This is a genomic window from Silanimonas algicola, assembly GCF_054777375.1.
Map to the genome: position 1 here is coordinate 275,482 of NZ_BAAHAS010000002.1, position 23,884 is coordinate 299,365.

General features: G+C 70.2%; 21 protein-coding genes and 1 riboswitch. Of the genes, 16 read left to right on the top strand and 5 right to left on the bottom strand.

Annotated features, from left to right (window positions below):
* The first annotated feature begins 57 nt into the window (after positions 1-57).
* Positions 58-642: an LURP-one-related/scramblase family protein gene (locus ACYVAK_RS06470; RefSeq protein WP_461059142.1), complete on the top strand. Its 585-nt coding sequence runs from the start codon at positions 58-60 to the stop codon at positions 640-642.
* 19 nt (positions 643-661) lie between these two features.
* Positions 662-1,567, top strand: coding sequence for a dihydropteroate synthase (gene folP, locus ACYVAK_RS06475; protein ID WP_461060498.1), 906 nt, complete (start codon positions 662-664; stop codon positions 1,565-1,567).
* 12 nt (positions 1,568-1,579) lie between these two features.
* Here the strand turns inward: folP and ACYVAK_RS06480 are convergent, their stop codons facing one another.
* Both ACYVAK_RS06480 and ACYVAK_RS06485 read right to left on the bottom strand, forming a co-directional pair.
* Positions 1,580-2,296: a hypothetical protein gene (locus tag ACYVAK_RS06480; protein ID WP_461059144.1), complete on the bottom strand. Its 717-nt coding sequence runs from the start codon at positions 2,294-2,296 to the stop codon at positions 1,580-1,582.
* Between the two features lie 42 nt (positions 2,297-2,338).
* On the bottom strand, positions 2,339-3,418 hold the full coding sequence (locus ACYVAK_RS06485) for an alkane 1-monooxygenase (protein WP_461059146.1): 1,080 nt from the start codon (positions 3,416-3,418) through the stop codon (positions 2,339-2,341).
* 114 nt (positions 3,419-3,532) lie between these two features.
* Here ACYVAK_RS06485 and miaA point away from each other — a divergent pair, with 114 nt between their 5' ends.
* From miaA to ACYVAK_RS06515, 6 genes are all read left to right on the top strand, one after another.
* Positions 3,533-4,525: a tRNA (adenosine(37)-N6)-dimethylallyltransferase MiaA gene (miaA, locus tag ACYVAK_RS06490; protein ID WP_461059148.1), complete on the top strand. Its 993-nt coding sequence runs from the start codon at positions 3,533-3,535 to the stop codon at positions 4,523-4,525.
* A gap of 93 nt (positions 4,526-4,618) precedes the next feature.
* Positions 4,619-4,900 carry an RNA chaperone Hfq gene (gene hfq, locus ACYVAK_RS06495; RefSeq protein ID WP_461059150.1) on the top strand — a complete coding sequence of 94 codons (282 nt, stop codon included), beginning with the start codon at positions 4,619-4,621 and terminating at the stop codon, positions 4,898-4,900.
* A 36-nt stretch (positions 4,901-4,936) separates the two neighbouring features.
* Positions 4,937-6,235 carry a GTPase HflX gene (hflX, locus tag ACYVAK_RS06500; RefSeq protein ID WP_461059152.1) on the top strand — a complete coding sequence of 433 codons (1,299 nt, stop codon included), beginning with the start codon at positions 4,937-4,939 and terminating at the stop codon, positions 6,233-6,235.
* 52 nt (positions 6,236-6,287) lie between these two features.
* A complete protein-coding gene (gene hflK / locus ACYVAK_RS06505; RefSeq protein WP_461059154.1) occupies positions 6,288-7,409 on the top strand; it encodes an FtsH protease activity modulator HflK in 1,122 nt (373 codons plus the stop codon).
* Between the two features lies 1 nt (position 7,410).
* On the top strand, positions 7,411-8,298 hold the full coding sequence (gene hflC / locus ACYVAK_RS06510; RefSeq protein WP_461059156.1) for a protease modulator HflC: 888 nt from the start codon (positions 7,411-7,413) through the stop codon (positions 8,296-8,298).
* A 198-nt stretch (positions 8,299-8,496) separates the two neighbouring features.
* Positions 8,497-9,789, top strand: coding sequence for an adenylosuccinate synthase (locus ACYVAK_RS06515; RefSeq protein ID WP_461059158.1), 1,293 nt, complete (start codon positions 8,497-8,499; stop codon positions 9,787-9,789).
* 69 nt (positions 9,790-9,858) lie between these two features.
* Here ACYVAK_RS06515 and ACYVAK_RS06520 read toward each other — a convergent pair whose 3' ends face one another.
* The 3 genes from ACYVAK_RS06520 to gcvP all read right to left on the bottom strand — a co-directional run bounded on the left by ACYVAK_RS06520 (position 9,859) and on the right by gcvP (position 13,482).
* Positions 9,859-10,173: a hypothetical protein gene (locus ACYVAK_RS06520; RefSeq protein ID WP_461059160.1), complete on the bottom strand. Its 315-nt coding sequence runs from the start codon at positions 10,171-10,173 to the stop codon at positions 9,859-9,861.
* 118 nt (positions 10,174-10,291) lie between these two features.
* Positions 10,292-10,537 (bottom strand): hypothetical protein, encoded by a 246-nt coding sequence (locus ACYVAK_RS06525; protein WP_461059162.1) that lies wholly within the window; start codon positions 10,535-10,537, stop codon positions 10,292-10,294.
* Positions 10,538-10,590: 53 nt separating this feature from the next.
* Complete coding sequence (gcvP, locus tag ACYVAK_RS06530) at positions 10,591-13,482, bottom strand: aminomethyl-transferring glycine dehydrogenase (RefSeq protein ID WP_461059164.1); 2,892 nt, start codon at positions 13,480-13,482, stop codon at positions 10,591-10,593.
* A 97-nt stretch (positions 13,483-13,579) separates the two neighbouring features.
* Positions 13,580-13,681: riboswitch (glycine riboswitch) on the bottom strand.
* A gap of 254 nt (positions 13,682-13,935) precedes the next feature.
* On the opposite strand from gcvP, the gene imuA reads away from it, so the two are divergent.
* From imuA to ACYVAK_RS06570, 8 genes are all read left to right on the top strand, one after another.
* Positions 13,936-14,622 carry a translesion DNA synthesis-associated protein ImuA gene (gene imuA / locus ACYVAK_RS06535; protein ID WP_461059165.1) on the top strand — a complete coding sequence of 229 codons (687 nt, stop codon included), beginning with the start codon at positions 13,936-13,938 and terminating at the stop codon, positions 14,620-14,622.
* A 15-nt stretch (positions 14,623-14,637) separates the two neighbouring features.
* Positions 14,638-16,107, top strand: coding sequence for a Y-family DNA polymerase (locus ACYVAK_RS06540; protein WP_461059167.1), 1,470 nt, complete (start codon positions 14,638-14,640; stop codon positions 16,105-16,107).
* Entirely contained in the window at positions 16,091-19,345 is a 3,255-nt protein-coding gene (locus tag ACYVAK_RS06545; protein WP_461059169.1) for an error-prone DNA polymerase, read from the top strand. Before ACYVAK_RS06540 ends, ACYVAK_RS06545 begins: the two co-directional genes overlap by 17 nt.
* 84 nt (positions 19,346-19,429) lie before the next feature.
* Positions 19,430-20,812: a nucleotide 5'-monophosphate nucleosidase PpnN gene (gene ppnN, locus ACYVAK_RS06550; RefSeq protein WP_461060500.1), complete on the top strand. Its 1,383-nt coding sequence runs from the start codon at positions 19,430-19,432 to the stop codon at positions 20,810-20,812.
* A gap of 205 nt (positions 20,813-21,017) precedes the next feature.
* Positions 21,018-21,539 carry a GspH/FimT family pseudopilin gene (locus ACYVAK_RS06555; protein WP_461059171.1) on the top strand — a complete coding sequence of 174 codons (522 nt, stop codon included), beginning with the start codon at positions 21,018-21,020 and terminating at the stop codon, positions 21,537-21,539.
* Positions 21,539-22,102: a type IV pilus modification protein PilV gene (pilV, locus tag ACYVAK_RS06560; protein ID WP_461059173.1), complete on the top strand. Its 564-nt coding sequence runs from the start codon at positions 21,539-21,541 to the stop codon at positions 22,100-22,102. The genes ACYVAK_RS06555 and pilV overlap by 1 nt, the downstream gene beginning before the upstream one ends.
* A gap of 10 nt (positions 22,103-22,112) precedes the next feature.
* Entirely contained in the window at positions 22,113-23,351 is a 1,239-nt protein-coding gene (locus tag ACYVAK_RS06565) for a PilW family protein (RefSeq protein WP_461059175.1), read from the top strand.
* Between the two features lie 3 nt (positions 23,352-23,354).
* Positions 23,355-23,879 carry a pilus assembly PilX family protein gene (locus ACYVAK_RS06570; RefSeq protein ID WP_461059177.1) on the top strand — a complete coding sequence of 175 codons (525 nt, stop codon included), beginning with the start codon at positions 23,355-23,357 and terminating at the stop codon, positions 23,877-23,879.
* Positions 23,880-23,884 lie beyond the last annotated feature (5 nt).

Below are 23,884 nucleotides of genomic sequence, written 5' to 3' on the forward strand. Positions count from 1 at the left end.
GCTTGTGGAGGCCGGGCGCAACGGCGAGCATGGCGCGCCTTCCCCTCGGTCCCATCCATGCAGTTTCCCCTCCAGATCGCCTTCAAGCGCGTCGCGCTTTCGCCGCAGATCCGCGTCACGGACGCCCGCGGCACGCTCACCCACTACGTCAAGCAGAAGCTCTTCAAGCTCAAGGAGAGCGTCACCGTCTTCGCCGACGAGGCGCAGACGCGCCGACTGTTCGAGATCCGCGCCGATCGCATGCTGGATTTCAACGCGGCGTACCGCATCGCCGATGCCACGGGCAAGCCGATCGGCGTCGTCCGCCGCCATGGCATGCGCTCGCTGTGGCGTGCCCACTACGAGATCCAGGCCGCCGATGGCCTCCTGCTGACCGTCAGCGAGGAGAACCCGTGGGTGAAGGTGCTGGATGGCCTCGTGTCGGACCTGCCGATCATCGGCCTGTTCGCCGGCTACTGGTTCCACCCGGCCTACTTGATCAAGGCGCGCGACGGAACGCTGGTGATGCGGGTTCAGAAGGTGCCGGCGCTGATGGAAGGCCGCTACCGCATCGATGCGCATGCCGCGATCGATGGCGAGGCCCGCGATGCCGTGCTGCAGGGGATCTTCATGATGCTGCTGCTCGAGCGCACGCGTGGCTGAGCCGCATCCGGGGGACGTCATGCTGTTCGACCTCGACACCGTTCCCACTCTCGACTGCGCCGGGCGCGTGCTGCGGCTCGATCGCCCGCGTGTGATGGGCATCGTCAACGTCACCCCGGATTCGTTCTCCGATGGAGGCCATCACGCCTCCGTCGAGGCGGCCGTCGCGCACGGCTTGCGGCTGGTGGACGAGGGCGCCGATATCCTCGACATCGGCGGTGAATCCACGCGTCCCGGTGCGGAGCCCGTGGATGAGGCCACGGAGCTCGCGCGGGTCCTGCCGGTGGTCGAGGCGCTGGCCTCGAGGACGGCGGTGCCCATCTCCATCGACACCACCAAGCCCGCAGTGATGCGCGCGGCCCTGGCGGCGGGCGCGGGCATGGTGAACGACGTGATGGCGCTGCGCTCCGAAGGCGCGCTCGAGGCCTTGGCGGCGTCGAGGGCCGCCGTCGTGCTGATGCACATGGCCGGTGAACCGCGGACGATGCAGGAGGCGCCCGCTTACGACGACGTGGTCGGAGAGGTGCATCGCTTCCTCGCCGAGCGCGTGTTCGCCTGCGAGATGTCAGGCATCGACAAGCGGCGCATTGTCATCGATCCCGGCTTCGGCTTCGGCAAGGCGCTCGAGCACAACCTTGCGTTGCTGGTGCAGCTGAAACGCTTCACCGAGATCGGCGTGCCGGTGCTGGCGGGGCTGTCGCGGAAATCGAGCCTTGGCCAGATCACCGGTCGGGCGGTGGCGGATCGCTTGGCGGCATCGGTTGCCGCGCACCTCGTCGCCGTGCAGAACGGCGCGATGGTGGTCCGCGTCCATGATGTCGCCGCGACGGTCGATGCGCTGAAGGTGTGGGCGGCGGTGGCCGCCGTCCCGACGCCGCGCGGCAAGCCCACGGCGCCGGCGATCCGTTGGCCCGACGAGGAGTAGCCGACGACCGGCTCAGCCCCTGCGTCGCGCGAGGATGATGCGATAGACGACGTAGCCCAGAGCGATCAAAAGCAGGATCGGAAGCAGCTTCCCGAGCCCCAACCCCAGCTGGAAGGCGCCGGTGGATTCGACGTTGGGCTGGTGGATGGCGGGGATCTCGCCCTGGCCGACCGTCACGAGCAGGCCGGCCGGCTGGAGGCCTTCCGCGCGCTCGACGCCGACCAGCACGATCGGGTCGCCCTGCGACAGCGGCGGCAGGTGGCGGAGCGCCGTGCCGTCGAGAAGACGGCCGGTACCGGCATTCACTGCCACGTAGGCGTCGTACATGGCATCCCCCCACATGGCGCGCAGTTCGCGTTCGCTGCGCTTGCCGAAATCCTGCTCGAACTGCCGCTGGATCGTGCCGGCCGAGGTCGTGACGCGCAGATCCCGGGGTTCGAACAGCACCGTGCCCGCGACGGGCGAGGTCGGCTCGCGCTCGAACATGCCGGTGACCACGACCTTGCCTTGCGGGTCGTCCGTGGGGGAGATCGCGATCAGCGTGTATGACACCCAAGTGGGCTGCCCCGGGTCGAAGGTGTCGGGCAGGTGGAGCTGCGCGGAGCTTTCCATCCCCGGAGCAAGCGGCATCGGCAGCAGTTTGGTGGCGAGCGCGCCCGCCCAAGCTTGGGGAGCGAGCGCCAGCAGTGTGAAGAGCAGGGCGGTCGACGCCGAGGTGGGGGAAGGCATCCGGGGTCCTTGTCGAGGCGGGGCGGTTGTGTCGTGCGCCGCTCAGGCCGTCGCGACGCGCGCGCGGAAGGCCCGGACGCGTGGATGGATGATGCGGAACCACAGGGGCGGCACGAGGGCGAGGACGAACATCGATGCATAGCCGCCGGGCAGCTGCGGGCTGTCGGCATGGTGGCGAAGGATGGCGTAAGGCCGCTTGGGGAAGGCGTGGTGGTCGCTGTGGCGCTGAAGCTGGAAAAGCATCAGGTTCGAGAGGCGGTAGTCGCTGTTCCAGCTGTGCAGGTGCGTCGTCCGCTCATAGCGGCCATCCGGCAGTTTCCGGCGCTCGAGCCCGTAGTGTTCAATGTAGTTGATGATCTCCAGCGAGCCCGCGGCGAAAAGCCCCTGCAGCAGGAAGAACAGCAGACCGGCCGGTCCGAGCCAGGCCGTCATCCCGGCGGCCATCGCCAACCACGCGGCCGTCCAGCCGACGAGCTCGTTGCGCCAGTGCAACGCCGGCAGGCCGAGCCGGTGCAGGCGCTGCGCCTCCAGCACCCAGGCGTTGCGGGTGTTGTGGAACAGGGCGCGCGGCAGGAAGTGCCAGACGCTCTGGCCGTAGCGAGCACTCGAGGCGTCTTCGGGGGTCGATACGTGGACATGGTGGCCGCGGATGTGTTCGACCTTGAAGCCGTGGTAGCCGACCGAAGCCAGCAGCAGCCCGCCGACCGACTGCTCGAAGCGGCCATCCTTGTGGATGAGCTCGTGGGCGGTGTTGATCGCGAGCACGCCGCCCACCACGCCCTGCGAGAGCAGCCAGCCGGCCATGGCCACGGCGGAGAGGTCGGTGCCGGCGAACCACCATCCGCTCCACGCCAGCACGCCGAGGTGCACCGGCAAGGCGAGCACGGTGAGGCCCCGGAACCAGCGCGAACGGGCGAAGGCGCGCTCCTGCGCCACCGGCACGTCCACGCTGTCGTGGCCCAGCGCGTAATCGGCAAGCGGCAGCAGCACGAAAAGCGCCACCAGCGGGAACCACGCCGCGGCGCCCGGCGCCAGCCCTCGCGACGCCAGCCAGGCGGCGACGGGCAGGGTGGCCGGGATCAGGAAGACCAGCAAGAATCCGAAAGCCTTCAGTCGCGTCATGGCCGGCTCCGGCGGGCAAAGGTTGCAGGGGGCGCCGCCGAATCTACGCCCCGCCCCGAGCCCGCACAACGGCGTGCGACGAACCTTCGCGCCGTGCCGCTATGCTGCGCGCCGATGTCGCATCCCGTCACCGCCACCCCGACCTTCGCCACCGATCCCCGCATCGACCGCCGCCCGCGTGCCGTCGCGGTGATGGGGCCGACGGCGTCGGGCAAGACCGATTTCGCGGCGGATTGGGCGGAGCGGCTGGCCACCGAGGTCATCAGCGTCGACTCCGCCCTGGTCTACAGGCGACTGGACATCGGCAGCGCCAAGCCGGATGCCGCGATGCGCGCGCGCGCGCCGCACCGGCTCATCGACCTCCGCGATCCCCACGAGCGCTATTCCGCCGCGGATTTTGCCCGCGACGCCCGGGACGCAATGCACGATCTCGCTGGACAGGGGCGCGTGCCGCTGCTCGTTGGCGGCACCGGTCTTTACTTCAAGGCCCTGCTGCAAGGGCTGTCGGACCTGCCGGAATCCGACCCGATGGTGCGCGCGCAGCTCCAGCGGGAGCTGGGTGCCCGCGGGCTCCCGGCGCTGCACGCCGAGCTGCGCGCCGTCGATCCGGAAGCCGGTGCCCGCATCCAGCCGGGAGACACCCAGCGGACCCTGCGCGCCCTGGAGGTGTTCCGCCTCAGTGGCGTGCCGATCAGCGTTTGGCAGTCGCGGTGTCGCGGCACGCCTGCGCGGTTCCCGTTCCGCGTGCTGAAGCTGGTTCTGGCGCCGACCGACCGCGTCGTGTTGCACGAGCGCATCGCGCGCCGCTTCGAGGCCATGTTGGCCTCGGGATTCCTCGACGAAGTCCGGTCGCTCAAGGGCGATCCGCGGCTGCATCCGGACCTTCCGGCGATGCGCGCCGTCGGTTACCGGCAGGCGTGGCAGCACCTCGACGGCGCGACCGATGCCGCGACCTTCGTCGAGCAGGGCATCGCGGCCACGCGTCATCTCGCGAAGCGCCAGCTCACCTGGCTGCGCGGCGAACACGATGCATTGTGGTTCGACCCCGCCACCTCGCGCACGGCGCTGGATGGCGCCATGCGGCGCTTCCTCGCTCCCTATGCCTGAATCGCCGCGGCGCCACGTCCCGCGCTCACTCGCACGTGACCGTCCGGCGGGCTACGATGCCCACCCCGAGAAGAACAACCACGCCGGATCCCCATGTCGAAAGGCCAAAGCCTTCAAGACCCGTTTCTGAACGCGCTGCGACGCGAGCGGATCCCGGTCTCCATCTATCTCGTCAACGGCATCAAGCTGCAGGGCACCATCGAGAGCTTCGACCAGTTCGTCGTCCTGCTGCGCAATACGGTCAGCCAGATGGTTTACAAGCACGCCATTTCCACCGTCGTTCCTTCGCGCAACGTCCGCGTCGGCCCCGGTGGCGGCCAGGTCAACCCCGTGGGCGACGGCGGCGACGAGCTCGCCGACGACAGCCACGAGTGAGGACGGTGCGCGGCGTGGGTGCCGCCCCGTGATGCGATGAACCGCCCCCGCCCTGAACGCGCCCTGCTGGTCCAGCCGGCGGCACCCGGACAGCGCGACCCCGCCATCGCCGAGGAGTTCGCCGACTTGGCCCGCTCCGCCGGCGCCGAGGTCGTCGCGGTGGTCGACGCGCGCCTTGAACGCCCCAGCGCCAGCCATTACCTCGGCAGCGGCAAGGTCGAGGAACTGAAAGGCCTCTGCGAGGTCGCCGACGTCGACCTCGTCTTGGTCAACGCCACCTTGAGCCCCGTGCAGGAGCGCAACCTCGGCGACGACCTCGGGCGACGAGTGGTTGATCGCGTCGGTCTCATCCTCGACATCTTCGCCATGCGTGCGGCAAGCGCTGATGGCAAGCTCCAGGTCGAACTGGCCCAGTTGAAACATTCCGCAACGCGGCTGGTCGGCAAGGGGCAGGCCATGGACTCGCAGCGTGGCGGCTCGATCGGCCTGCGCGGCCCGGGTGAAACCGCCCTGGAGACCGACCGCCGCCTGATCCGCGCCCGCATCGACGCGCTGGAGAAACGCCTCTCTCGCATCGAGGTACAGCGCACGCAGATGCGACGCGCGCGGATGCGGAACGAGCTGCCGCGCGTCGCTCTGGTCGGTTACACCAACGCCGGCAAGTCAACCCTGTTCAATGCGCTCACGGGCAGCGGCGTTTACGCCGCCGACCAGCTGTTCGCCACGTTGGACCCGACCGTGCGACGCATCGACGGCCTGGCCTGTGGTGCGTTGCTGCTGTCCGACACCGTCGGTTTCGTCCGCGACCTGCCGCACGATCTCGTCGCCGCTTTCCGCTCAACGCTGGCCGAGGCCCGCGAGGCCGACCTGCTGCTGCACGTCGTCGACGCCGCGGATCCGGAAAGGGATGCGCGCATCGCCGCGGTGAACGACGTGCTGGTGGAGATCGGCGCCGGGGAGGTGCCGCAGTGGATGGTCTTCAACAAGATCGATCGCATCGAAGGGCTGTCGCCGCACGTCGATGCGCGCGATGGCGAAGCGGCCAGGGCTTGGGTGTCGGCCCGCCAGGGCGACGGACTCGAGGACTTGCTGGCGGCGCTGGGGAGCCGGTTCGCCCATGACCTGCTGGTGGGGGGGCTCCTGCTCGGGCCTGCCGACGGACGCCTGCGGGCCCAGCTTCATGCGCTGGGGGCCGTGCGGTCCGAGGTCGTCGACGAGTCCGGGTGGCGGCTCGAGGTCGGCCTGCCGCGCGCTGCGGCCGAACGGCTCGCGGCGACCCCGGGAGGCCATCCGCTTCACGGCCTCTTGCTTGTTGGCCTTGCCACCCCTACCTAGAATCGTGATTTGATCGGCGCCCGCGGCCTGCGAGCGCCCGTACGGAGCCCCCATGGCCTGGAACCAACCCGGAAACCGCAACAACGATCCCTGGCGCGGGAAAGACCCGAACCGCGAGGTCCAGGCCTTCGTCGAGAAGCTGCGCGGCATGTTTGGCGGTGGCGGCAGCGCTGGCGGCCGCGCCCGCGGTGGCGCCGATGGTTTCAATCCGCTGTACCTGGTCGGCGGCCTGCTCGTGGTGTGGCTGGTGTTCAACTCCTTCAAGCTGATCGACGAGCGCGACCGCGGCGTCGTGCTGCGCTTCGGCGAGTACAGCCGCATGATGGAGCCCGGCCCGAACTTCAAGCTGCCTTGGCCGATCGAAAGCGTCACGGTCGTGCCGGCGCAGGAGGTCGCGGCCGTCGAGGAGCAGATGCTGGCGCTGACGCGTGACGAGAACCTCGTCCAGATCGGCTACAACGTCCAGTTCCAGATCACCGATCCCGAAGCCTTCCTGTTCGGCACGCGCCTGCCGCGCGACCTCATCCAGCAGATCACCGAAAGCGCCGTCCGCGAGGCCATCGGCAACGCCGACCTCGAGACGGCGCTGAACAAGCGCGACACACTCACGCCGAACGTGCGCGAAGCCGTCCAGTCCGCCCTCGACACCTACCGTACCGGCCTGACGGTCACCCAGCTCGGCCTCCCGGTGGCTGCACCCCCGGCACCGGTCAAGTCGGCATTCGACGACGTCATCGCCGCCGAGCAGGACGCCCAGCGCTTCCAGAACGAGGCCAAGGCCTACGAGGGCCAGATCGTCCCGCGTGCTCGAGGCGAAGCCTCCCGCATCCTGGCCGCCGCGAACGGCTACCGCGAAGCCGTGGTCGCTCGCGCGCAGGGTGAGGCCCAGCGTTTCGACCTCCTGCTCGCCGAGTACCGCAAGGCGCCCGAAGTGACGCGCAAGCGCCTCTATCTCGAGACCGTCCAGCAAGTGTTGGCGGCCAACCCGCGTGTGTTCGCCGGTGCCGACGGCAACACGCTCCTGCTGCAACCCCAGGGCGCTGCCGAATCATCCGCCGTGCCCGCGCCGTCGGTCCTCGCGCGTCCGGATGTCCAAGCCGCCACCGTCGAAGCCAGCGAAACCGCACGCCAGGCCCGACCCACCGGGCGCGAAACCCGCGAAGGAAGCCGCTGACATGCGCCACCTCCCCAATCTGCTCATCGCCTCGGCCCTTCTTGTCCTCCTGCTCATGGGTTCGGTCTTCACCGTGCAGCAGACCGACACCGCCATCGTGCTGCGCCTCGGCGAGGTCGTCCGACAGGACGTCCAACCCGGCCTGCGCTTCAAGGTGCCGCTGATCGACACCGTGCGCCCCTTCGACCGGCGCCTGCTCACCATGACGGCGGAGAACAAGCGTTACCTCACCTCGGAGCAGCAGGACGTCCAGGTCGACTACTTCGTCGCCTGGCGTATCGAGGACGTCGCGCAGTACTACCGCGCCGCCGGCGGCGGCATGGAATCGCAGGCGATCAACCGCCTCACGCCGATCGTCGAGGATGCGCTGCGCAACCTGATCAACCGCAGCACCCTGCGCCAGCTCGCCGAAGCCGGCCGCCGCGATGTCACCACCGGTCTGCTCGACGAGATCAACCGCGGTTCGGCCACCTTGGGCATCCGCGTGGCCGACGTCCGCATCAAGCGCATCGACCTCCCCGACGACGGTGCCGCCGGCACCGAGTCGGTGCTGGACCGGGTGTTCAACCGCATGCGTACGGATCGCAACGAGGTGGCCACCCGCACCCGCGCCGAAGGCAACGAGCTCGCCGAGAAGATCCGTGCCGAGGCCGACCAGCAGGCCCAGGTGATCCTCGCCAACGCCGAGCGCGATGCCGCCAAGATCCGCGGCGAAGGCGATGCCCGCGCCGCCGAGATCTATGCCGCGGCCTATGGGAAGGACGCGGAGTTCTACGCGTTCCACCGCAGCCTCGAGGCGTACCGCGGCGCGCTGGCCGACGGCAGGACCACGCTCGTCCTGGATCCGGATTCGGAGTTCTTCGAGTACTTCGAGCAGGCCCGGCGCTGAGCCGTGGCCGCCCGCCGCCCCTCGGGGTGGCGGGGGGCGGAAAAAGGGCGGATAATTTCGCAAAGCCGGGGCGCCTCAAGCGCCACCGGCTTTTGTCTTGTCTGGGGCTAGGGAATGCCCGGCGCCCGTGGCGCCGCTCCCGCCCGGCCAAGGCCTGCCCGCAAGGGCCCGCATTCCATTGAAGAGAGGGCTTCGGCCATGGGTCAATCGGTTGTCGTGTTGGGCGCCCAGTGGGGCGACGAGGGCAAGGGCAAGATCGTCGATCTGCTCACCGAGGAGATCGGCGCGGTCGTGCGCTTCCAGGGCGGCCACAACGCCGGCCACACGCTGGTCATCAACGGCAAGAAGACGGTGCTGCACCTGATCCCGTCCGGCATCCTGCGCGAGGGCGCGCTGTGCCTGATCGGCAACGGCGTGGTGCTGTCGCCGGCGGCACTGCAGAAGGAGATCACCCAGCTCGAGGAGAGCGGCGTCGAGGTGCGTTCGCGCCTGAAGATCAGCCCGGCCACGCCGCTGATCATGCCGTACCACATCGCGCTCGATCAGGCCCGCGAGAAGGCGGCCGGCGGCAAGGCCATCGGCACGACCGGCCGCGGCATCGGCCCCGCGTACGAGGACAAGGTCGCGCGGCGCGGCATCCGCGTGGCCGACCTCGCCTATCCGAAGGAGCTGGCCGAGAAGCTCCGCACCACGATGGATTACCACAACTTCGTGCTGACGCAGTACCTCGGCGTCGAGGCGGTGGACTACCAGAAGACGCTCGACGAGGCGCTCGCTTTCGGTGCCTATGTCGATCCGATGAAGGCCGACGTGGCCGGCATCCTCCACGACCTGCGCAAGCAGGGGAAGCGCGTGATGTTCGAAGGCGCGCAGGGCTCGCTGCTCGACATCGACCACGGCACCTATCCGTACGTCACCTCGTCGAACACCACGGTGGGTGGCGCGATGGCGGGCACCGGCGTCGGCGCCGATGCGATCGACTACGTCCTCGGCATCGCCAAGGCCTATGCCACGCGCGTCGGTGGCGGCCCGTTCCCGACCGAGCTCAATGACGAGATCGGGCAGGGCATCCGCGACCGCGGCCAGGAGTATGGCGCGACCACCGGCCGTCCGCGCCGCTGTGGCTGGATGGACATCGTCGCACTGAAGCGCGCCGTGGCCATCAACGGCATCACCGGCCTGTGCATCACCAAGCTCGACATCCTCGACGGGATGGAGAAGCTGAAGATCTGCATCGCCTACGAGTACCGCGGCAAGCGCACCGAGTACGCACCGCTCGACGCGGCGGGCTGGGAGGAGTGCACGCCGGTCTACCTCGAGTTCCCGGGCTGGAGCGAAAGCACCGCCGGCGTCACCGAGTGGGAGAAGCTGCCTCCTGCGGCGCGCGCCTACCTGCGCGCGCTCGAGGAACTCGCCGGCTGCCCGCTGTCCATCGTGTCGACCGGTCCCGGTCGCGAATCGACCATCGTGTTGCAGGATCCCTTCGCCTGAGGGCCGAGTCCGGCGGAGACGAAAACGCCCCGCCTTGCGGGGCGTTTTTGTTCCGTCGCTTCGACGGGGTCAGGCGCGCTCGTCGAACAGGCTGCCGATGGCGTCTTCGCGGGCGCGGAAGGCCGCGGCGTTCGCTTCGAAATCGCGCTGCCCCACGCGGGCGTCGATCGCATCGCTGATCGCGGCCCGGTCGGTGTTGTTGGCCTCCGTGGTGCGCACCGTGCGCGCCTGCACGCCGCCGTTCGGGGCCTCGGACTGCTCGACGCGCAGGCGCTGGGCGCCCTCGGTCTGGCGGTTCGCGGTGTTGCTCGCGGCGGCGTCGACGCGTTGCAGCGCGACGGCCATGCCGGATTGCGAGGCGTTGGAGGAGATGCCGTTGATCATGGCGCGACCCTCGGGAAAGTGGCACCAGCGTACGCCTCCCGCGCCGGGAAACCGTGAAGGCGGGCGGGGATTTGGAAGCGCCTACGCCTACGCCTGTGCCTGCGGGCCGGGTGGCGCCTCAGGCGCGGGCGTCGAAGCGCTGGCCGAGACGGTCTTCACGCCCCTGCAGGCCGTCGGGCAAGGCCGCCATGCCGTTGGCGCCCCCGCCGTTCACGCGATTCGCCAGCGCATTCACGTCCATCGCGACGGACGCCATGGCCGGCATCACGCGGGGCGATTCCAGCCGGGGCGCGTTCGCCGTGGCCGCCTGCACGAGGGCGAGGGCGGCGTACGGCGTGGCGGAACTGATCCGGTCGAGCGGCATGGCCGCACCTCCTCATCGGGCCGGCCGGGAGGCCCCGGCCGGCGCTGCGGCGATCAGCCCGCCGCGGGCTCCTCGGCGTCCTTGAAGGCCTCGACCGGGATGCAGGCGCACATGATGTTGCGGTCGCCGTAGACGTTGTCGACGCGGGCCACCGGCGGCCAGTACTTCACCTGCTTCAGCGAGGGCAGCGGGAACGCGGCCAGCTCGCGCGGGTAGCCACGGGTCCACTCGCTGGCCGTGACGACCATGGCCGTGTGCGGTGCGTGCTTCAACGGGTTGTCCTCGCGGTCGAGGCGGCCGTCTTCGATCGCGCGGATCTCGTTGCGGATCTGGATCATCGCGTCGACGAAGCGGTCGAGCTCGTGCAGCGACTCGGATTCGGTCGGTTCGACCATCAGCGTGCCGGCCACCGGGAAGCTCAGCGTCGGAGCATGGAAGCCGAAGTCGATCAGGCGCTTGGCCACGTCCTCGGCGCTGACGCCGGTGGCGTCCTTGATCGGCCGCAGGTCGAGGATGCACTCGTGGGCGACGAGGCCGTTGCTGCCGGTGTACAGCGTCGGGAAGTGCGGCGCCAGGCGCTTGGCCACGTAGTTGGCATTGAGCAGCGCCACCTGGGTGGCACGGCGCAGGCCTTCCGCGCCCATCATCACGATGTACATCCAGCTGATCGGCAGGATGCTGGCCGAGCCGAAGCTGGCGGCCGAGACCATCGGGCCGTCGCCGACGCCGGCGGTGCGGAAGCCGTCCTTGGTCAGCGCGCCGGGCAGGAAGGGCGCGAGGTGCGACTTCACCGCGCAGGGGCCGACGCCCGGGCCGCCGCCGCCGTGCGGGATGCAGAAGGTCTTGTGCAGGTTGAGGTGGGAGACGTCCGAGCCCCACTTGCCGGGCTTGGCCACGCCGACGATGGCGTTCATGTTGGCGCCGTCGGTGTACACCTGCCCGCCGTGGGCGTGGATGATCTCGCAGATCTCGACGATGGCCTCCTCGAACACGCCGTGCGTGGACGGGTAGGTGACCATCAGCGCGGCGAGGTTCGCCGAGTGCTTCTCGGCCTTGGCACGCAGGTCGGCGACGTCGACGTTACCGTCCTTGTCGCAGGCCACGACGACGACGTCCATGCCGACCATCTGCGCCGAGGCGGGGTTGGTGCCGTGCGCCGACTCCGGGATCAGGCAGATGTTCCGATGGCCCTCGCCGCGGCTGCGGTGGTAGCCGCGGATGGCCAGCAGGCCGGCGTACTCGCCCTGCGCGCCGGAGTTCGGCTGCAGGCTGACGGCGTCGTAGCCGGTGCACTCCACGATCATCGCTTCGAGCGTGGTGATCAGCTCGCGGTAGCCCTCGGCCTGCTCGGCCGGCGCCAGCGGGTGGATGTTGGCGAACTCCGGCCAGGTGACCGGGATCATCTCGGCCGTGGCGTTGAGCTTCATGGTGCACGAGCCCAGCGGGATCATCGTGCGATCCATCGCGAGATCCTTGTCGGCCAGCGTGCGCAGGTAGCGCAGCAGTTCGTGCTCGCTGTGGTGCGTGTTGAACACCGGGTGCTGCATGAAGGCCGAGGTGCGGCGCAGGCCGGCGGGCAGGGCGTCCGGGGTGCTGGCGTCGGCGGCGTCGATGTCGGCGACCGTCGCGCCGAACAGCGCGGCCAGCGCGGCGATGTCCTCGCGGGTGGTGGTCTCGTCGAGGCTGATGCCGAGGCTCGTCGCGTCGATGGCACGCAGGTTGATGCGTGCGGCCTTGGCCTTCGCGTGCAAGCCGGCGGCATCGACGCCGACCACGTGCAGGGTGTCGAAGAAGTCGGTGCCGACGGTGACGCCCTTGGCACGCAGCGCACTGGCGAGGATCGCGGCGAAGCGGTGCACGCGGGTGGCGATGCGGGTGAGGCCTTCCGGGCCGTGGTAGACGGCGTACATCGAGGCCATCACCGCCAGCAGCACCTGCGCGGTGCAGATGTTCGAGGTGGCCTTCTCGCGGCGGATGTGCTGCTCGCGGGTCTGCAGGGTGAGGCGGTAGGCCGGGTTGCCCTGGGCATCGACCGAGACGCCGATCAGGCGGCCCGGCATCGAGCGCTTGAATCCGTCCTTGCAGGCGAGGAAGGCGGCGTGCGGGCCGCCGAAGCCGAAGGGCACGCCGAAGCGCTGGGTGTTGCCGACCACGATGTCGGCGCCCCATTCGCCCGGCGCCTTGATCAGCGTCAGCGCCAGCAGGTCGGTGGCGACGGCGACGAGGCCGCCCTTGGCGTGGATGGCGTCGGCCAGCGCGGCGTAGTCGTGGATCTGGCCGAAGGTGTTGGGGTACTGCAGCAGCACGCCGAAGACGTCGGCGCCGGCGGCGTCGGCGTCGTCACCGACCACCACCTCGATGCCGATGCCGTCGGCGCGGGTGTGCAGCAGGGCGAGCGTCTGCGGGTGCACGTGCTTGGAGACGAAGAAGCGGTTCGACTTCGACTTGGCCGAGCGCTTGGCCAGGGTCATCGCCTCGGCGGCGGCGGTGGCCTCGTCGAGCAGCGAGGCGTTGCTGATCTCCATCCCGGTGAGGTCGGTCACCATGGTCTGGAAGTTGATCAGCGCCTCCATGCGGCCTTGCGAGATCTCGGCCTGGTACGGCGTGTAGGCCGTGTACCACGCGGGGTTCTCGAGGATGTTGCGCAGGATGACGTTCGGCGTGTGGGTGCCGTAGTAGCCCTGGCCGATGAAGCTCTTGAACACCTGGTTCTTCGACGCGATCGCGCGGATCTTGGCGAGCGCTTCGACTTCCGAGACCGGCTCGGGCAGGGCGAGCGGCTGCGTCGAGCGGATCGAGGCCGGGACGATGGCGTCGGTCATGGCTTCGAGCGAGGGCTGGCCGATCACCTTCAGCATGTGGGCGATCTCGGCCGCGTTGGGGCCGATGTGGCGCTCGAGGAAGGCGTCGTGGTGCTCGAGGGCGCGAAGCGAAGGCGTGGTCATGAGGATTCCCGGCGATGGAGGAGGTTCGTCCGGCCACCGCGCCTGCATGCGCGGTGGCGCTCGAAGGGTTCGCTGCTTCCGCAGCGAAAAATCCCCTTCTCGCCCCTCTGTCCTTCTGCCTGAGAGTTTGCGAAGCCGGGATCGCGCTTCGCGTGCACCTTCGGCGCCGGATTCAACCGGTCTCTCCAGAGTTGCTCGCGCGCGACGGTACGGGGGCCTGAGCGATTACGGGCGTTGCGCCTTCGGCAGCGTCGGCGCCGGGGATCGAGGCCCGGTGCCACCGCTTCTCCCGCCGCGAGCAAGAGCCTGCGGAGTATAGCCGGCGGCCCCCGTGACGGGTCGGTCGCGAACCCTGAGACGCGCATCGATTCCCATGGCAGCACGCCGGCCTGCCGGCTTCACGAAAGCCACATATTTGTGTGGTACTTTTCTCCGCCGGATCGGTGACCTGCCATGCCTGCCGCCCTCGCTTCCCTTGATGCCCTGATCCACGAGCGCCGCCTGTGGCCGGCCGCGGGGCAGGCGGCCGGACGGCCGGGGGAGGCCACTGGCCACGCCGCGCTCGACGCCGCACTGCCGGGGGGCGGGTGGCCCGGCGCGTCTTTGCTGGAACTGCTGTTGCCAATGGATGGCGTGGGGGAGCTGCGCCTGCTGCTGCCCACCCTGGTGCGGCTGGTGCGGCAGGGCCGCAGCCTGCTGATGGTGGCGCCGCCCTACCTGCCGTATGCGCCGGCACTGGCCGCGGCCGGGCTCGATCTGGCGCGACTGCGTGTGGTGCGGGCCGAGGGCCGCGATGCGCTGTGGGCCGCCGAGCAGGGCCTGCGTTCCGGGGCCTGCGGCGCGGTGCTGTGCTGGCCACAGGGCGCAGATGATCGCGCGCTGCGCCGGCTCTCGGTGGCGGCCGAGCAGGGCGATGCTCTCGGTTTCGCCTTCCGGCCGCTGCGCGCCCTGCAGCAGCCTTCGCCGGCGGCCTTGCGGATGGAGGTGATGCCCGGCGATCGCGTGCGCCTGCACAAGTGCCGCGGCGGGGCCGTGCCGGCCGCAGCGGTGGCGTGGAGCGCCACGCCGGCCATGCCGACACGCGCCATGGTCGATGCGTCGAGCCCGTCGCCACGCGTCGCGCTGCGCGCCGTGCACTGAGGTTCCGGCGCCCCCATGCCCGCCAGCCCACCGTCCTTCCGTCCCGCGTCGCCGTGGTGGTGCGCCTTGCACCTGCCGCAGCTGGCGCTGGATGCCGAGGCACGCCATCGTCGTGCGCTGCAGGCCTTCGACGACGCCTTGCCTTGGGCGCTGACCGACGGCCCGCAGCAGCGCCGCGTCCATGCCGCGAATGCCACCGCCCGCGCGCAGGGCGTGCAGGCCGGGCAGGCCGTCGCCAGCGCGCAGCTGCTGTGCCCGGGGCTCGCCTTGGCCGCCCACCAGCCGGTGCGGGATGCCGCGTTGCGCGAGTGGCTGGCCGCTTACGCCTACGGCTTCTCGGCCGAAGTGAGCCTGCGCGAGCCCGACACCGTGCTGTTCGAAGCCGGGCGCTCGCTCGGCCTGTTCGGGCCGTGGCCGCGCTGGCAGCAGCGCCTGCGCGATGAACTCGCCGGCTGCGGCGTGCAGGTGCGCATCGCCTGCGCGCCCACGCCGCTGGCGGCGCGCGGGCTGGCGCGGGCGCACGATGGCCTCGCCGTGGCCGACGCCACCCAGCTCCAACGTCTGCTGGCGCGCCTGCCGCTCGGTTTGGCCGGCCTGCCCGATGACGCGCTGCGCCTGCTCGAACGCAGCGGCTTCAAGCGCCTCGGCGATGTGCTGGCCCTGCCGCGGGCCGCGCTGGCGAAGCGCATCGGCCCGGCGGTGCTCGACCGCCTCGATCGCCTCGTCGGCCGCGCGCCCGACCCGATGCCCCTGTACGAGCCCCCCACGCGCTATGCCGCGCGTCTCGATTTCGACCATCCGCTCGCCGATGCGACGGTGCTGGTGTTTCCGCTGCGTCGGCTGCTGCAGGAGTTCGCGCTGTTCCTCGTGCAGCGTGACGGCGGCGTGCCCGGCTTCCGGCTGGTGTTCGGCCACGAGGACGGCGTCGCCCCGACGCGCCTCGAGGTTCGTCTGGCCGCGCCGGAGCGCGACGCCGCGCGGCTGTTCGACCTTGCGCGCCTGAAGCTGGACAGCGCGCGTCTGCCGGCGCCGGCGGTGAGCCTTGGCCTTGAGGCGGACGACCTGCCCGGCTTCCATCCCGAGCATCGCGACCTGTTCGAGGCACGGACGCGCGGTGGCGACGCCGACCTGCTCGACAGCCGCCTGCGCGCGCGGCTCGGCGATGCGGCCGTGCAGGCCCTGGCCGTGGTCGACACGCATCGCCCGGAAGCCGCGTGGTGCTGGGTCGACACGCCGCGCACGCGCCTGCCGGCGCTGGCCGAGGGGCCGCGGCCGCTGTGGCTCATCGACCCCCCGATCGTCCTTCGCGAGGCGGTGGAGGCCGTGATCGCCGGCCCCGAGCGCATCGAGACCGCGTGGTGGGACGACGAACCCGTGCGCCGCGATTACTACCGCCTGCGCACCCGCAGCGGCCAGGACGCCTGGGCCTTCCGGCCGGTGGGCGGCGAGGGCGGGCCGTGGTGGCTGCATGGCTGGTTCGCCTGAAGCGCGCGCGACCAAGGCCGCGCTCCCGGACTACGCCGAGCTGCACTGCCTGTCGGCGTTCTCGTTCCAGCGCGGCGCGTCCACGGCGCTGGAGCTGTTCGAACGCGCGAAGGCGCTGGGCTACCGCGCGTTGGCGATCACCGACGAATGCAGCTTCGCCGGCCTCGTGCGCGGCCTGGAGGCCAGCGAGGCCACGGGCCTGCCGCTGGTCTGCGGCACGGAAGTCCAACTGGCCGATGGGCCGGCGCTGGTGCTGCTGGTCGAAACCACGCGCGGCTACGAGCGGCTTTCTTCGCTGATCACCACGGCTCGGCGACGCGCGGCGAAGGGCACCTACGCGCTGCATCGCGCCGATCTCGAGGCCGCGTTCGGCGAAGGCGGGGAGGGGGGCGACCACGGCGTGTTCGCGCTGTGGCGGCCGACGCCGGTCGATCTCGGGTTGGCACCGCCGTCGTCTCGCGACCATATCCCGGTGGGTATGCGCTCGGGTCCCGCGCTTCCGACGCTTCATTCGGCCTTGGAGACGGTCGCGTGGCTGCGCGGCCTGTTCCCCGATCGCCTCTGGCTGGCCGCGCAGCTGCATCGCGGCGCCGACGACGACGCCCGCCGCGCCGCCATCGCGGCGCTGGCCGCGCACAGTGGTCTGCCCGTCGTCGCCTGCGGCGACGTGCACATGCACCTGCGCCGCCGCCGCGGCCTGCAGGACGTGCTCTGCGCGCTGCGCCACCGCGCCACCTTGCGGGAGGCCGGCCGCCGGCTGTTCCCGAACGGCGAGCGGCACCTGCGCACGCGGCAGGCGCTGGCGGCGATCTTCCCGCGCGAATGGCTGGAGGAAAGCGTGGCCATCGCCGCACGCTGCCGGTTCCGCTTGCGCGACCTCCAGTACGACTACCCCTGCGAGCTGGTGCCCGACGGCGAGACGCCGTCGAGCTGGCTCGCCACGCTCACCTGGGACGGCGCCGCGCTGCGCTGGCCCGACGGCGTGCCGGCGACGGTGCGCGCCCAGATCGAGGCCGAGCTCGCGCTGATCGCCGAGCTGAAGTACGAAGCCTTCTTCCTCACCGTGCACGACCTCGTGGTGTTCGCGCGCTCGCGCGGCATCCTCTGCCAGGGGCGCGGCTCGGCGGCGAACTCGGCGGTCTGCTACGCGCTGGGCATCACCGCCGTCGACCCCGCGCGCGCCAACCTGCTGTTCGGCCGCTTCCTGTCGAAGGAGCGCGACGAGCCGCCCGACATCGACGTCGATTTCGAGCACGAGCGCCGCGAGGAGGTCATCCAGTACGTTTACGCGAAGTACGGCCGCGAGCGCGCCGCGCTGGCCGCGACGGTCATCACCTACGGGCCGAAGAGCGCGCTGCGCGACGTCGGCCGCGCGCTGGGCCTGCCCGAGGACCAGCTCGCCGAACTCTCCGCCGCGGTCGGGCATGCCGAGGACCTCGAGGTGTGGAAAGCCCGCTGCCGGGAACGCGGGCTCGACCCCGACGGCCCCCTGCTGGCCAAGGTGCTGCTGCTGGCCCACGAACTGCTCGGCCACCCGCGGCACCTGTCGCAGCACGTCGGCGGCTTCGTCATCAGCGACGCGCCGCTGTCGAAGCTGGTGCCGGTCGAGAACGCCGCGATGCCCGAGCGCACCATCATCCAGTGGGACAAGGACGACCTCGAAACGCTCGGGCTGCTGAAGGTCGACGTGCTGGCGCTCGGCATGCTGAGCGCGATCCGCCGCTGCCTCGACCTGCTGCGTGCGAACGGCCGGCGGCACCTCGAGCTGGCGACGATCCCGGCCGAAGACAAGAAGACCTACGACATGATCCAGCGCGCCGACACGCTGGGCGTGTTCCAGATCGAATCGCGCGCGCAGATGACCATGCTGCCGCGCCTGAAGCCGCGCACTTTCTACGACCTCGTCGTCGAAGTGGCCATCGTCCGGCCCGGCCCGATCCAGGGCGGCATGGTGCACCCCTACCTGCGGCGTCGGCAGGGCATCGACCCGGTGCGCTACCCCTCGAAGGCGCTGGAGACGGTGCTCGGCCGCACGCTCGGCGTGCCGCTGTTCCAGGAGCAGGTGATGGAGATCGCGATGGTGGCGGCGGGCTACACGGCCGGCGAGGCCGATGAACTGCGCCGCTCGATGGCAGCGTGGAAGCGCCGCGGCGGCCTCGATCACCATCGCCAACGCCTGCTCGCCGGCATGGCCGAGCGCGGCTACCCCCCGGATTTCGCCGAACAGATCTTCGAGCAGGTGAAGGGCTTCGGCAGCTACGGCTTCCCGGAATCGCACGCCGCCAGCTTCGCCCTGCTCACGTACGCGAGCTGCTGGCTCAAGTGCCACGAGCCTGCGGCCTTCGCCTGCGCGCTCTTGAACGCGCAGCCGCTGGGCTTCTACACGACGTCGCAGATCGTCCAGGATGCGCGGCGGCACGGCATCGCGGTGCATCCGGTGGACGTGCGCTACAGCACGGTCGAATCGAGCCTCGAGCCGGTCGATGCCCGGCGCGGGCCCGAGGCCCCGCAGCCGGCGATCCGCCTTGGCCTCCGCGAGGTCGGCTCGCTGCCGCGCGAGGCCGCGGAACGCGTGGTCGCGGCCCGCGCCTTGGCGCCGTTCCGCGACATCGAGGACCTGTGCCGGCGCGCCGATCTCGACGAACGCGCCCGCGCCGCGCTTGCCGAGGCCGATGCGCTGCGTGGCCTCACCGGCCACCGCCATCGCGCGCGCTGGGCCATGGCCGGGGTGGAGGAGGGCACGCTGCCGCTGTTCGCCGAATTGCCCGCCGTGGACGAGGGGCGGCTGGTGATCCGTCCGCCCACGGCCAGCGAGACCACGCTGGCCGATTACGCCAGCACCGGGCTCACGCTCAACGCGCATCCCATGGCGCTGTTGCGTCCGCGGCTGCGGGCGCGCGGCTATCTTGACCACCGCGCCCTGCGCCGGCTCGCCGCGCCGCGCCGCACCCGCACCGCCGGCCTCGTCACCCTGCGGCAGCGCCCGCAGACGGCGAACGGCACCTGGTTCCTCACGCTGGAAGACGAGCACGGGCTGACGAACCTGATCTGCTGGAAAGCCGTGGTCGAGCGCTACCGTCGCGCCATCGTCGAATCGCAGCTGCTCGGCGCGCGGGGGCGCTGGGAGGCACACGAGGGCGTCACGCATTTGATCGTCGAGCACGTCGAGCCTCTGGACGACCTGCTCGCCACGCTGGAGGGCAAGCCGCTGGTGGTCGAGCACCGCAGTTTCCGTTGATCCGGCCCGTCGCGTCCCGCTACCCATCCCCGTTCCCCGGGGGCTGCTAGAGTCGGCGGTCCGATGAAGACGACCGATCACCCGATGAGCGACACCTACGCCCCCCTGCCCACCGTCAACGCCCGCATCAGCCCGCGCGGCGGCCTCGACATCCTGTCGCGCGCCGAGATCGCGCGCCTTACCGATGCCACCCAGGCTGGCGGGTTGCGCGACACCCTCCGCCGCTGCGCGCTGGCGGTGCTGACCGTCGGCTCCGACTCCGACGACCCGCGTGCCGCCTCGGCGCGCTATCCGGATTTCGATATCGAGGTCCAGCAGATGGACCGCGGCATCCGCCTCGAGCTGAAGAACGCGCCGGCCATCGCCTTCGTCGACGGCGAGCTGATCCGCGGCGTCGCCGACCTGCTGTTCGCCGTCGTGCGTGACATCGCCTACACCGCCATCGAAGTGCAGAGCGGCCAGTTCGACCTCGAGACCTCGGAGGGGCTCACCAGCGCGGTGTTCGAGATCCTGCGCAATGCCCGGGCCATGCGCCCGCACCAGGACCCGAACCTCGTGGTCTGCTGGGGCGGCCATTCGATCGGTCGCGATGAATACCTCTACACCAAGAAGGTCGGCTACGAGCTCGGCCTGCGCGGCCTCGACATCTGCACGGGCTGCGGCCCGGGCGCGATGAAGGGGCCGATGAAGGGCGCCACGATCGCCCACGCCAAGCAGCGCCAGCGCAACCCGCGCTACATCGGCATGACCGAGCCGGGGATCATCGCGGCGGAATCGCCGAACCCGATCGTCAACCAGCTGGTGATCATGCCGGACATCGAGAAGCGCCTCGAAGGCTTCGTGCGCCTCGGCCACGGCATCATCGTGTTCCCGGGCGGCGTCGGCACCGCCGAGGAGATCCTCTACCTGCTCGGTATCCTGCTGCACCCGGACAACGCCGGCGTGCCGTTCCCGCTGGTGTTCACCGGTCCGAAGGCCTCGGCCGCCTACTTCGAGCAGATCGACCGCTTCATCCGCCTGACGCTCGGCGATGAGGCCGCGAAGCTCTACACGATCATCGTCGAGGATCCGGTGGCCGTGGCGAAGGCGATGCGGGACGGCATGAAGAAGGTGCGCGAGCACCGCATCGCCAACCGCGACGCCTTCTTCTTCAACTGGACGCTGAAGATCCCGTTCGCCTTCCAGCAGCCCTTCGAGCCGGATCATGCGGCGATGTCGGCCCTCGACCTCCACTTTGGGCGTCCGGTGCACGAACTTGCCGCCGACCTGCGCCGCGCCTTCTCCGGCATCGTTGCCGGCAATGTGAAGGAGCCGGGCATGCGCCGCATCGAGCAGCACGGTCCGTTCGAGATCCATGGCGACAAGGCCATCATGGCCAGCCTCGACGACCTGCTGCGGGCCTTCGTCGAGCAGCGCCGGATGAAGATGTCGGGCGAATACAAGCCCTGCTACCGCGTGGTGGCCTGAGTCGGAGAAGCTGGGCTGGCACCCTGGCGTGAAGGCGCTGGGGTGACGCCGGAGGCCGGCAAGGGAGGGGGCGGACCGTGCCCACCGTCCCGGTTTGCTGCGCTGCCGCGACGCTCGTCCCCCCCGGATCGCCGGTCGTCGGGCCGGCCGGGACAGTGCCCGGGGCGGTTGTTATGGTGCCTCCGTGAAAAACGAGAAGGCGTCCATGTCCCGCATCCCGTTCCAGGCCTCGCGCGGCGTCACCCTGCTGGAGTTGATGATCACGGTCGCGATCATCGCCATCCTCGGGTCGATCGCCCTGCCCAGTTTCAGCAGCGCCCTGCAGTCGAACCGCGTGGCGACGACCAGCAACGAGTTCATGGCCTCGGTGGCCTACGCGCGTTCGGAAGCGATGCGCAACAATCGCGGCGCCGTGATGTGCCCGAGCAGCAACGGGTCTTCCTGCGGTGGCACTTGGGCCGACGGCTGGATCGTCTGGGCCGACCAGAACGCCAACGGCACCCGCGAGGACCCTGCGGAGCCGGTGCTGCGCCGCCAGGACGCCCTGTACAGGCAGACGGCGCCGGGCACGACCCCCATCCGCTTCTCGCCCCGCGGCACGGTGGCTTCCGGCGCGGCCAGCGTGGTCGTCCAGCCCGTGGGCTGCACCACCGGCCAGCCCTTCCGCCGCACGCTGGAAGTCCTCGGTGGCGGCATGGTCCGCATCTCGAAGGGGAACTGCGCGTGATGACGCGATACTCCCATCCGTTCCGCGCAGCCCGCGGCCAGGCCGGCTTCACCTTGCTTGAGGTGATGATCGCCGTCGTGATCCTCAGCGTCGGCCTGCTCGGCATGGCCCTGCTTCAGTCGACCTCGCTGCGCGCGGCGCAGACCACCAACGAGCGCAGCCAGGCCACCATGCTCGTCTACGAGATGATGGACATGGTCCGCACCAACCGTCGGCAGGCTAGCCAGTACGGCCTGATCCGCGAGAACCAATTTTTCGGCAACGGCCGTGATGGTCTCTGTGCCGTGGGTGCCGCGGTTCCGGCGCAGCGCGTGGCCGCCGATCGGAACGATTGGGTCTGCGCCGTCCGCCGCGCCATCCCGGACGCGCGAGGCCGCGTGACGGTGACGGGTGCTGTCGTCCCCGCCGACGGAGGCGCCGCCACGCCGGCGACCATCGAAGTCCGCCTGGAGTGGTGCGATCCGCGCGGTGGCGCGATGAGCGGCACTCCGGAGTTTGCGCCCCTGTTCACACCGGCTTGCGCCGGCACCGTGAACGTCATTGTTGCCCGCAGCGGCCTGTGAGGACGAAGGAATGAATCTCCGCCACCCCCAGTCGGGCGTCACCCTCGTCGAGCTGATGATCGCCGTCGCGCTGTCGGCCTTCCTTCTGCTTGGCCTGATCCAGGTGTTCAGTGCTTCGCGCCTGGCCTACCAGACCACGACGGGCCTCGCCCGCGTGCAGGAAGGCAGCCGGTTCGCCGCCGACTTCCTGCAGCGCGACATCCGCATGGCCGGCCACATGGGCTGTTCGAACGATCGCGCCCGCAGTGAACGTGCTCCGAGAGGATTTCTCGACAGTTTCTTCCTGTCCAACGCCAATCGTGATGCCGGCAACTACGCGGCCGCGCCGTTTCCGCTCCAGTTCGATGTGCCGATCCAGGGCTACGAGGCGGCCGGCACCGGTCGCGGCGGCGCTGTGAACGTGTCGGCGCCTACCGGTGGCTGGACCCCGGCCCTCGACCCGGCCCTCACGGGCAGCGCGGGCCTGAATCCGGCCCCCCGTCCCGGTTCCGACGTCCTCGTGTTGCGCATTCTCACTGGCGACGCAGCGCCCTTGGCGCTCGACATCAAGGCAGTTCCGGATCCGGGCCGTCCGACGTCTGCGCCGGGCACCGTGACGATCGATGCGGCGAGCAACGCCTTCATCGAAAACGGTCGCTACTACGGCCTGGCGTCCTGCGAGAACGTCGCGGTATTCCAGGCGCGCTCAGCCGGAACGGCCGGAACCTTCTCAGTCAGTGCCGGTGGAAACAACCTCGCAACGGGCTTCTCTTTGGGGGCGGAAGCGGGAGGGTTGCAGGCCTCTAAGTTCACGGCCGGTACCACGCAACTTTTTCGTGCGGAGTCGTACGTCTACTACGTCGGCCTGCGCGGTGCGGATGGCATGCCCTCGCTCTACCGTGCCCGCTTCGCCAATGGCCTCTGGGGCGCAAGCGAAGAGCTGGTAGAGGGGGTGGACACGCTGCAGCTGATGTACGGCCGCGACACCGATGGCAACGGCTCTGTCGACGGTTACGTGCGTGCTGACGAGATCGTTGCCGGTGTCACTGCGTACCGAGACATCGCCGATCGCTGGCGCCAGGTCGCGAGCGTCGAACTCGGCCTCGTGCTGCGCAGCCCGGAGCGCGCCGGCACACCCGATCGGGATGTCGGAGACAACGGTGCGGTGCAGGTTGTCGGCGTCACGGTGAACAGCAACCCGAACGAAGCCATCCTCCGGCGTCCTTACGAAACCACGATTGCCTTGCGCAATCGCCTCTTCGGCAACTGAGCCATGACCCGACCAGCCTTCCCTTCATTCGCCAAGGCCAAGACCCAGCGCGGCGCCGCGCTGTACGTCGCCATGATCATGCTGTTGCTGCTCACGCTGATCGGCGTCGCGGCCATGCAGGTCGCCTCCCTGCAGCAGCGCATGGCCACCAACTTCAACGACTTCTCTCTGGCCTTCCAACGGGCCGAGGGCGCGCTTCGGCAGAGCGAGTTCGAACTGCAGCGCTCCTTCGATACCGAAGCCCTGCGCGCCGAGGTCTATTGTCTCGGCGATGCGACCAATTGGGCGAACACCATCGAGCCCGCCGACGTTCCGGCGCCTCAGGTTCGCAAGATCCAAGGCGGCGCTTGCACGGGCGACGGACCGCTCAGTCCTACTGAAGAGGGCGGCGTGCCCAAGCCTGGCGAAATGGACTATCAGCTGATCGCCGCGGCCGCCGATCGTGATCCGTCGGGCTCCCCCACCTCGGTCGTTGTGATCGAGACCGTCTATGTCGTGCCGCCTCGGGCGGCCCCGCCGGCACCGTGACTCGC

Bases quoted from the DNA above. Each gene is read 5' to 3' on its own strand.
- ppnN (WP_461060500.1), top strand. From the start codon at position 19,430: ATGAGCGACACCTACGCCCCCCTGCCCACCGTCAACGCCCGCATCAGC.
- folP (WP_461060498.1), top strand. From the start codon at position 662: ATGCTGTTCGACCTCGACACCGTTCCCACTCTCGACTGCGCCGGGCGC.
- ACYVAK_RS06480 (WP_461059144.1), bottom strand. From the start codon at position 2,296: ATGCCTTCCCCCACCTCGGCGTCGACCGCCCTGCTCTTCACACTGCTG.
- pilV (WP_461059173.1), top strand. From the start codon at position 21,539: ATGACGCGATACTCCCATCCGTTCCGCGCAGCCCGCGGCCAGGCCGGC.
- ACYVAK_RS06570 (WP_461059177.1), top strand. From the start codon at position 23,355: ATGACCCGACCAGCCTTCCCTTCATTCGCCAAGGCCAAGACCCAGCGC.
- hflK (WP_461059154.1), top strand. From the start codon at position 6,288: ATGGCCTGGAACCAACCCGGAAACCGCAACAACGATCCCTGGCGCGGG.
- miaA (WP_461059148.1), top strand. From the start codon at position 3,533: ATGTCGCATCCCGTCACCGCCACCCCGACCTTCGCCACCGATCCCCGC.
- ACYVAK_RS06470 (WP_461059142.1), top strand. From the start codon at position 58: ATGCAGTTTCCCCTCCAGATCGCCTTCAAGCGCGTCGCGCTTTCGCCG.
- ACYVAK_RS06565 (WP_461059175.1), top strand. From the start codon at position 22,113: ATGAATCTCCGCCACCCCCAGTCGGGCGTCACCCTCGTCGAGCTGATG.
- ACYVAK_RS06515 (WP_461059158.1), top strand. From the start codon at position 8,497: ATGGGTCAATCGGTTGTCGTGTTGGGCGCCCAGTGGGGCGACGAGGGC.
- hfq (WP_461059150.1), top strand. From the start codon at position 4,619: ATGTCGAAAGGCCAAAGCCTTCAAGACCCGTTTCTGAACGCGCTGCGA.
- gcvP (WP_461059164.1), bottom strand. From the start codon at position 13,482: ATGACCACGCCTTCGCTTCGCGCCCTCGAGCACCACGACGCCTTCCTC.
- hflX (WP_461059152.1), top strand. From the start codon at position 4,937: ATGAACCGCCCCCGCCCTGAACGCGCCCTGCTGGTCCAGCCGGCGGCA.
- hflC (WP_461059156.1), top strand. From the start codon at position 7,411: ATGCGCCACCTCCCCAATCTGCTCATCGCCTCGGCCCTTCTTGTCCTC.
- imuA (WP_461059165.1), top strand. From the start codon at position 13,936: ATGCCTGCCGCCCTCGCTTCCCTTGATGCCCTGATCCACGAGCGCCGC.
- ACYVAK_RS06485 (WP_461059146.1), bottom strand. From the start codon at position 3,418: ATGACGCGACTGAAGGCTTTCGGATTCTTGCTGGTCTTCCTGATCCCG.
- ACYVAK_RS06555 (WP_461059171.1), top strand. From the start codon at position 21,018: ATGTCCCGCATCCCGTTCCAGGCCTCGCGCGGCGTCACCCTGCTGGAG.
- ACYVAK_RS06545 (WP_461059169.1), top strand. From the start codon at position 16,091: ATGGCTGGTTCGCCTGAAGCGCGCGCGACCAAGGCCGCGCTCCCGGAC.
- ACYVAK_RS06525 (WP_461059162.1), bottom strand. From the start codon at position 10,537: ATGCCGCTCGACCGGATCAGTTCCGCCACGCCGTACGCCGCCCTCGCC.
- ACYVAK_RS06540 (WP_461059167.1), top strand. From the start codon at position 14,638: ATGCCCGCCAGCCCACCGTCCTTCCGTCCCGCGTCGCCGTGGTGGTGC.
- ACYVAK_RS06520 (WP_461059160.1), bottom strand. From the start codon at position 10,173: ATGATCAACGGCATCTCCTCCAACGCCTCGCAATCCGGCATGGCCGTC.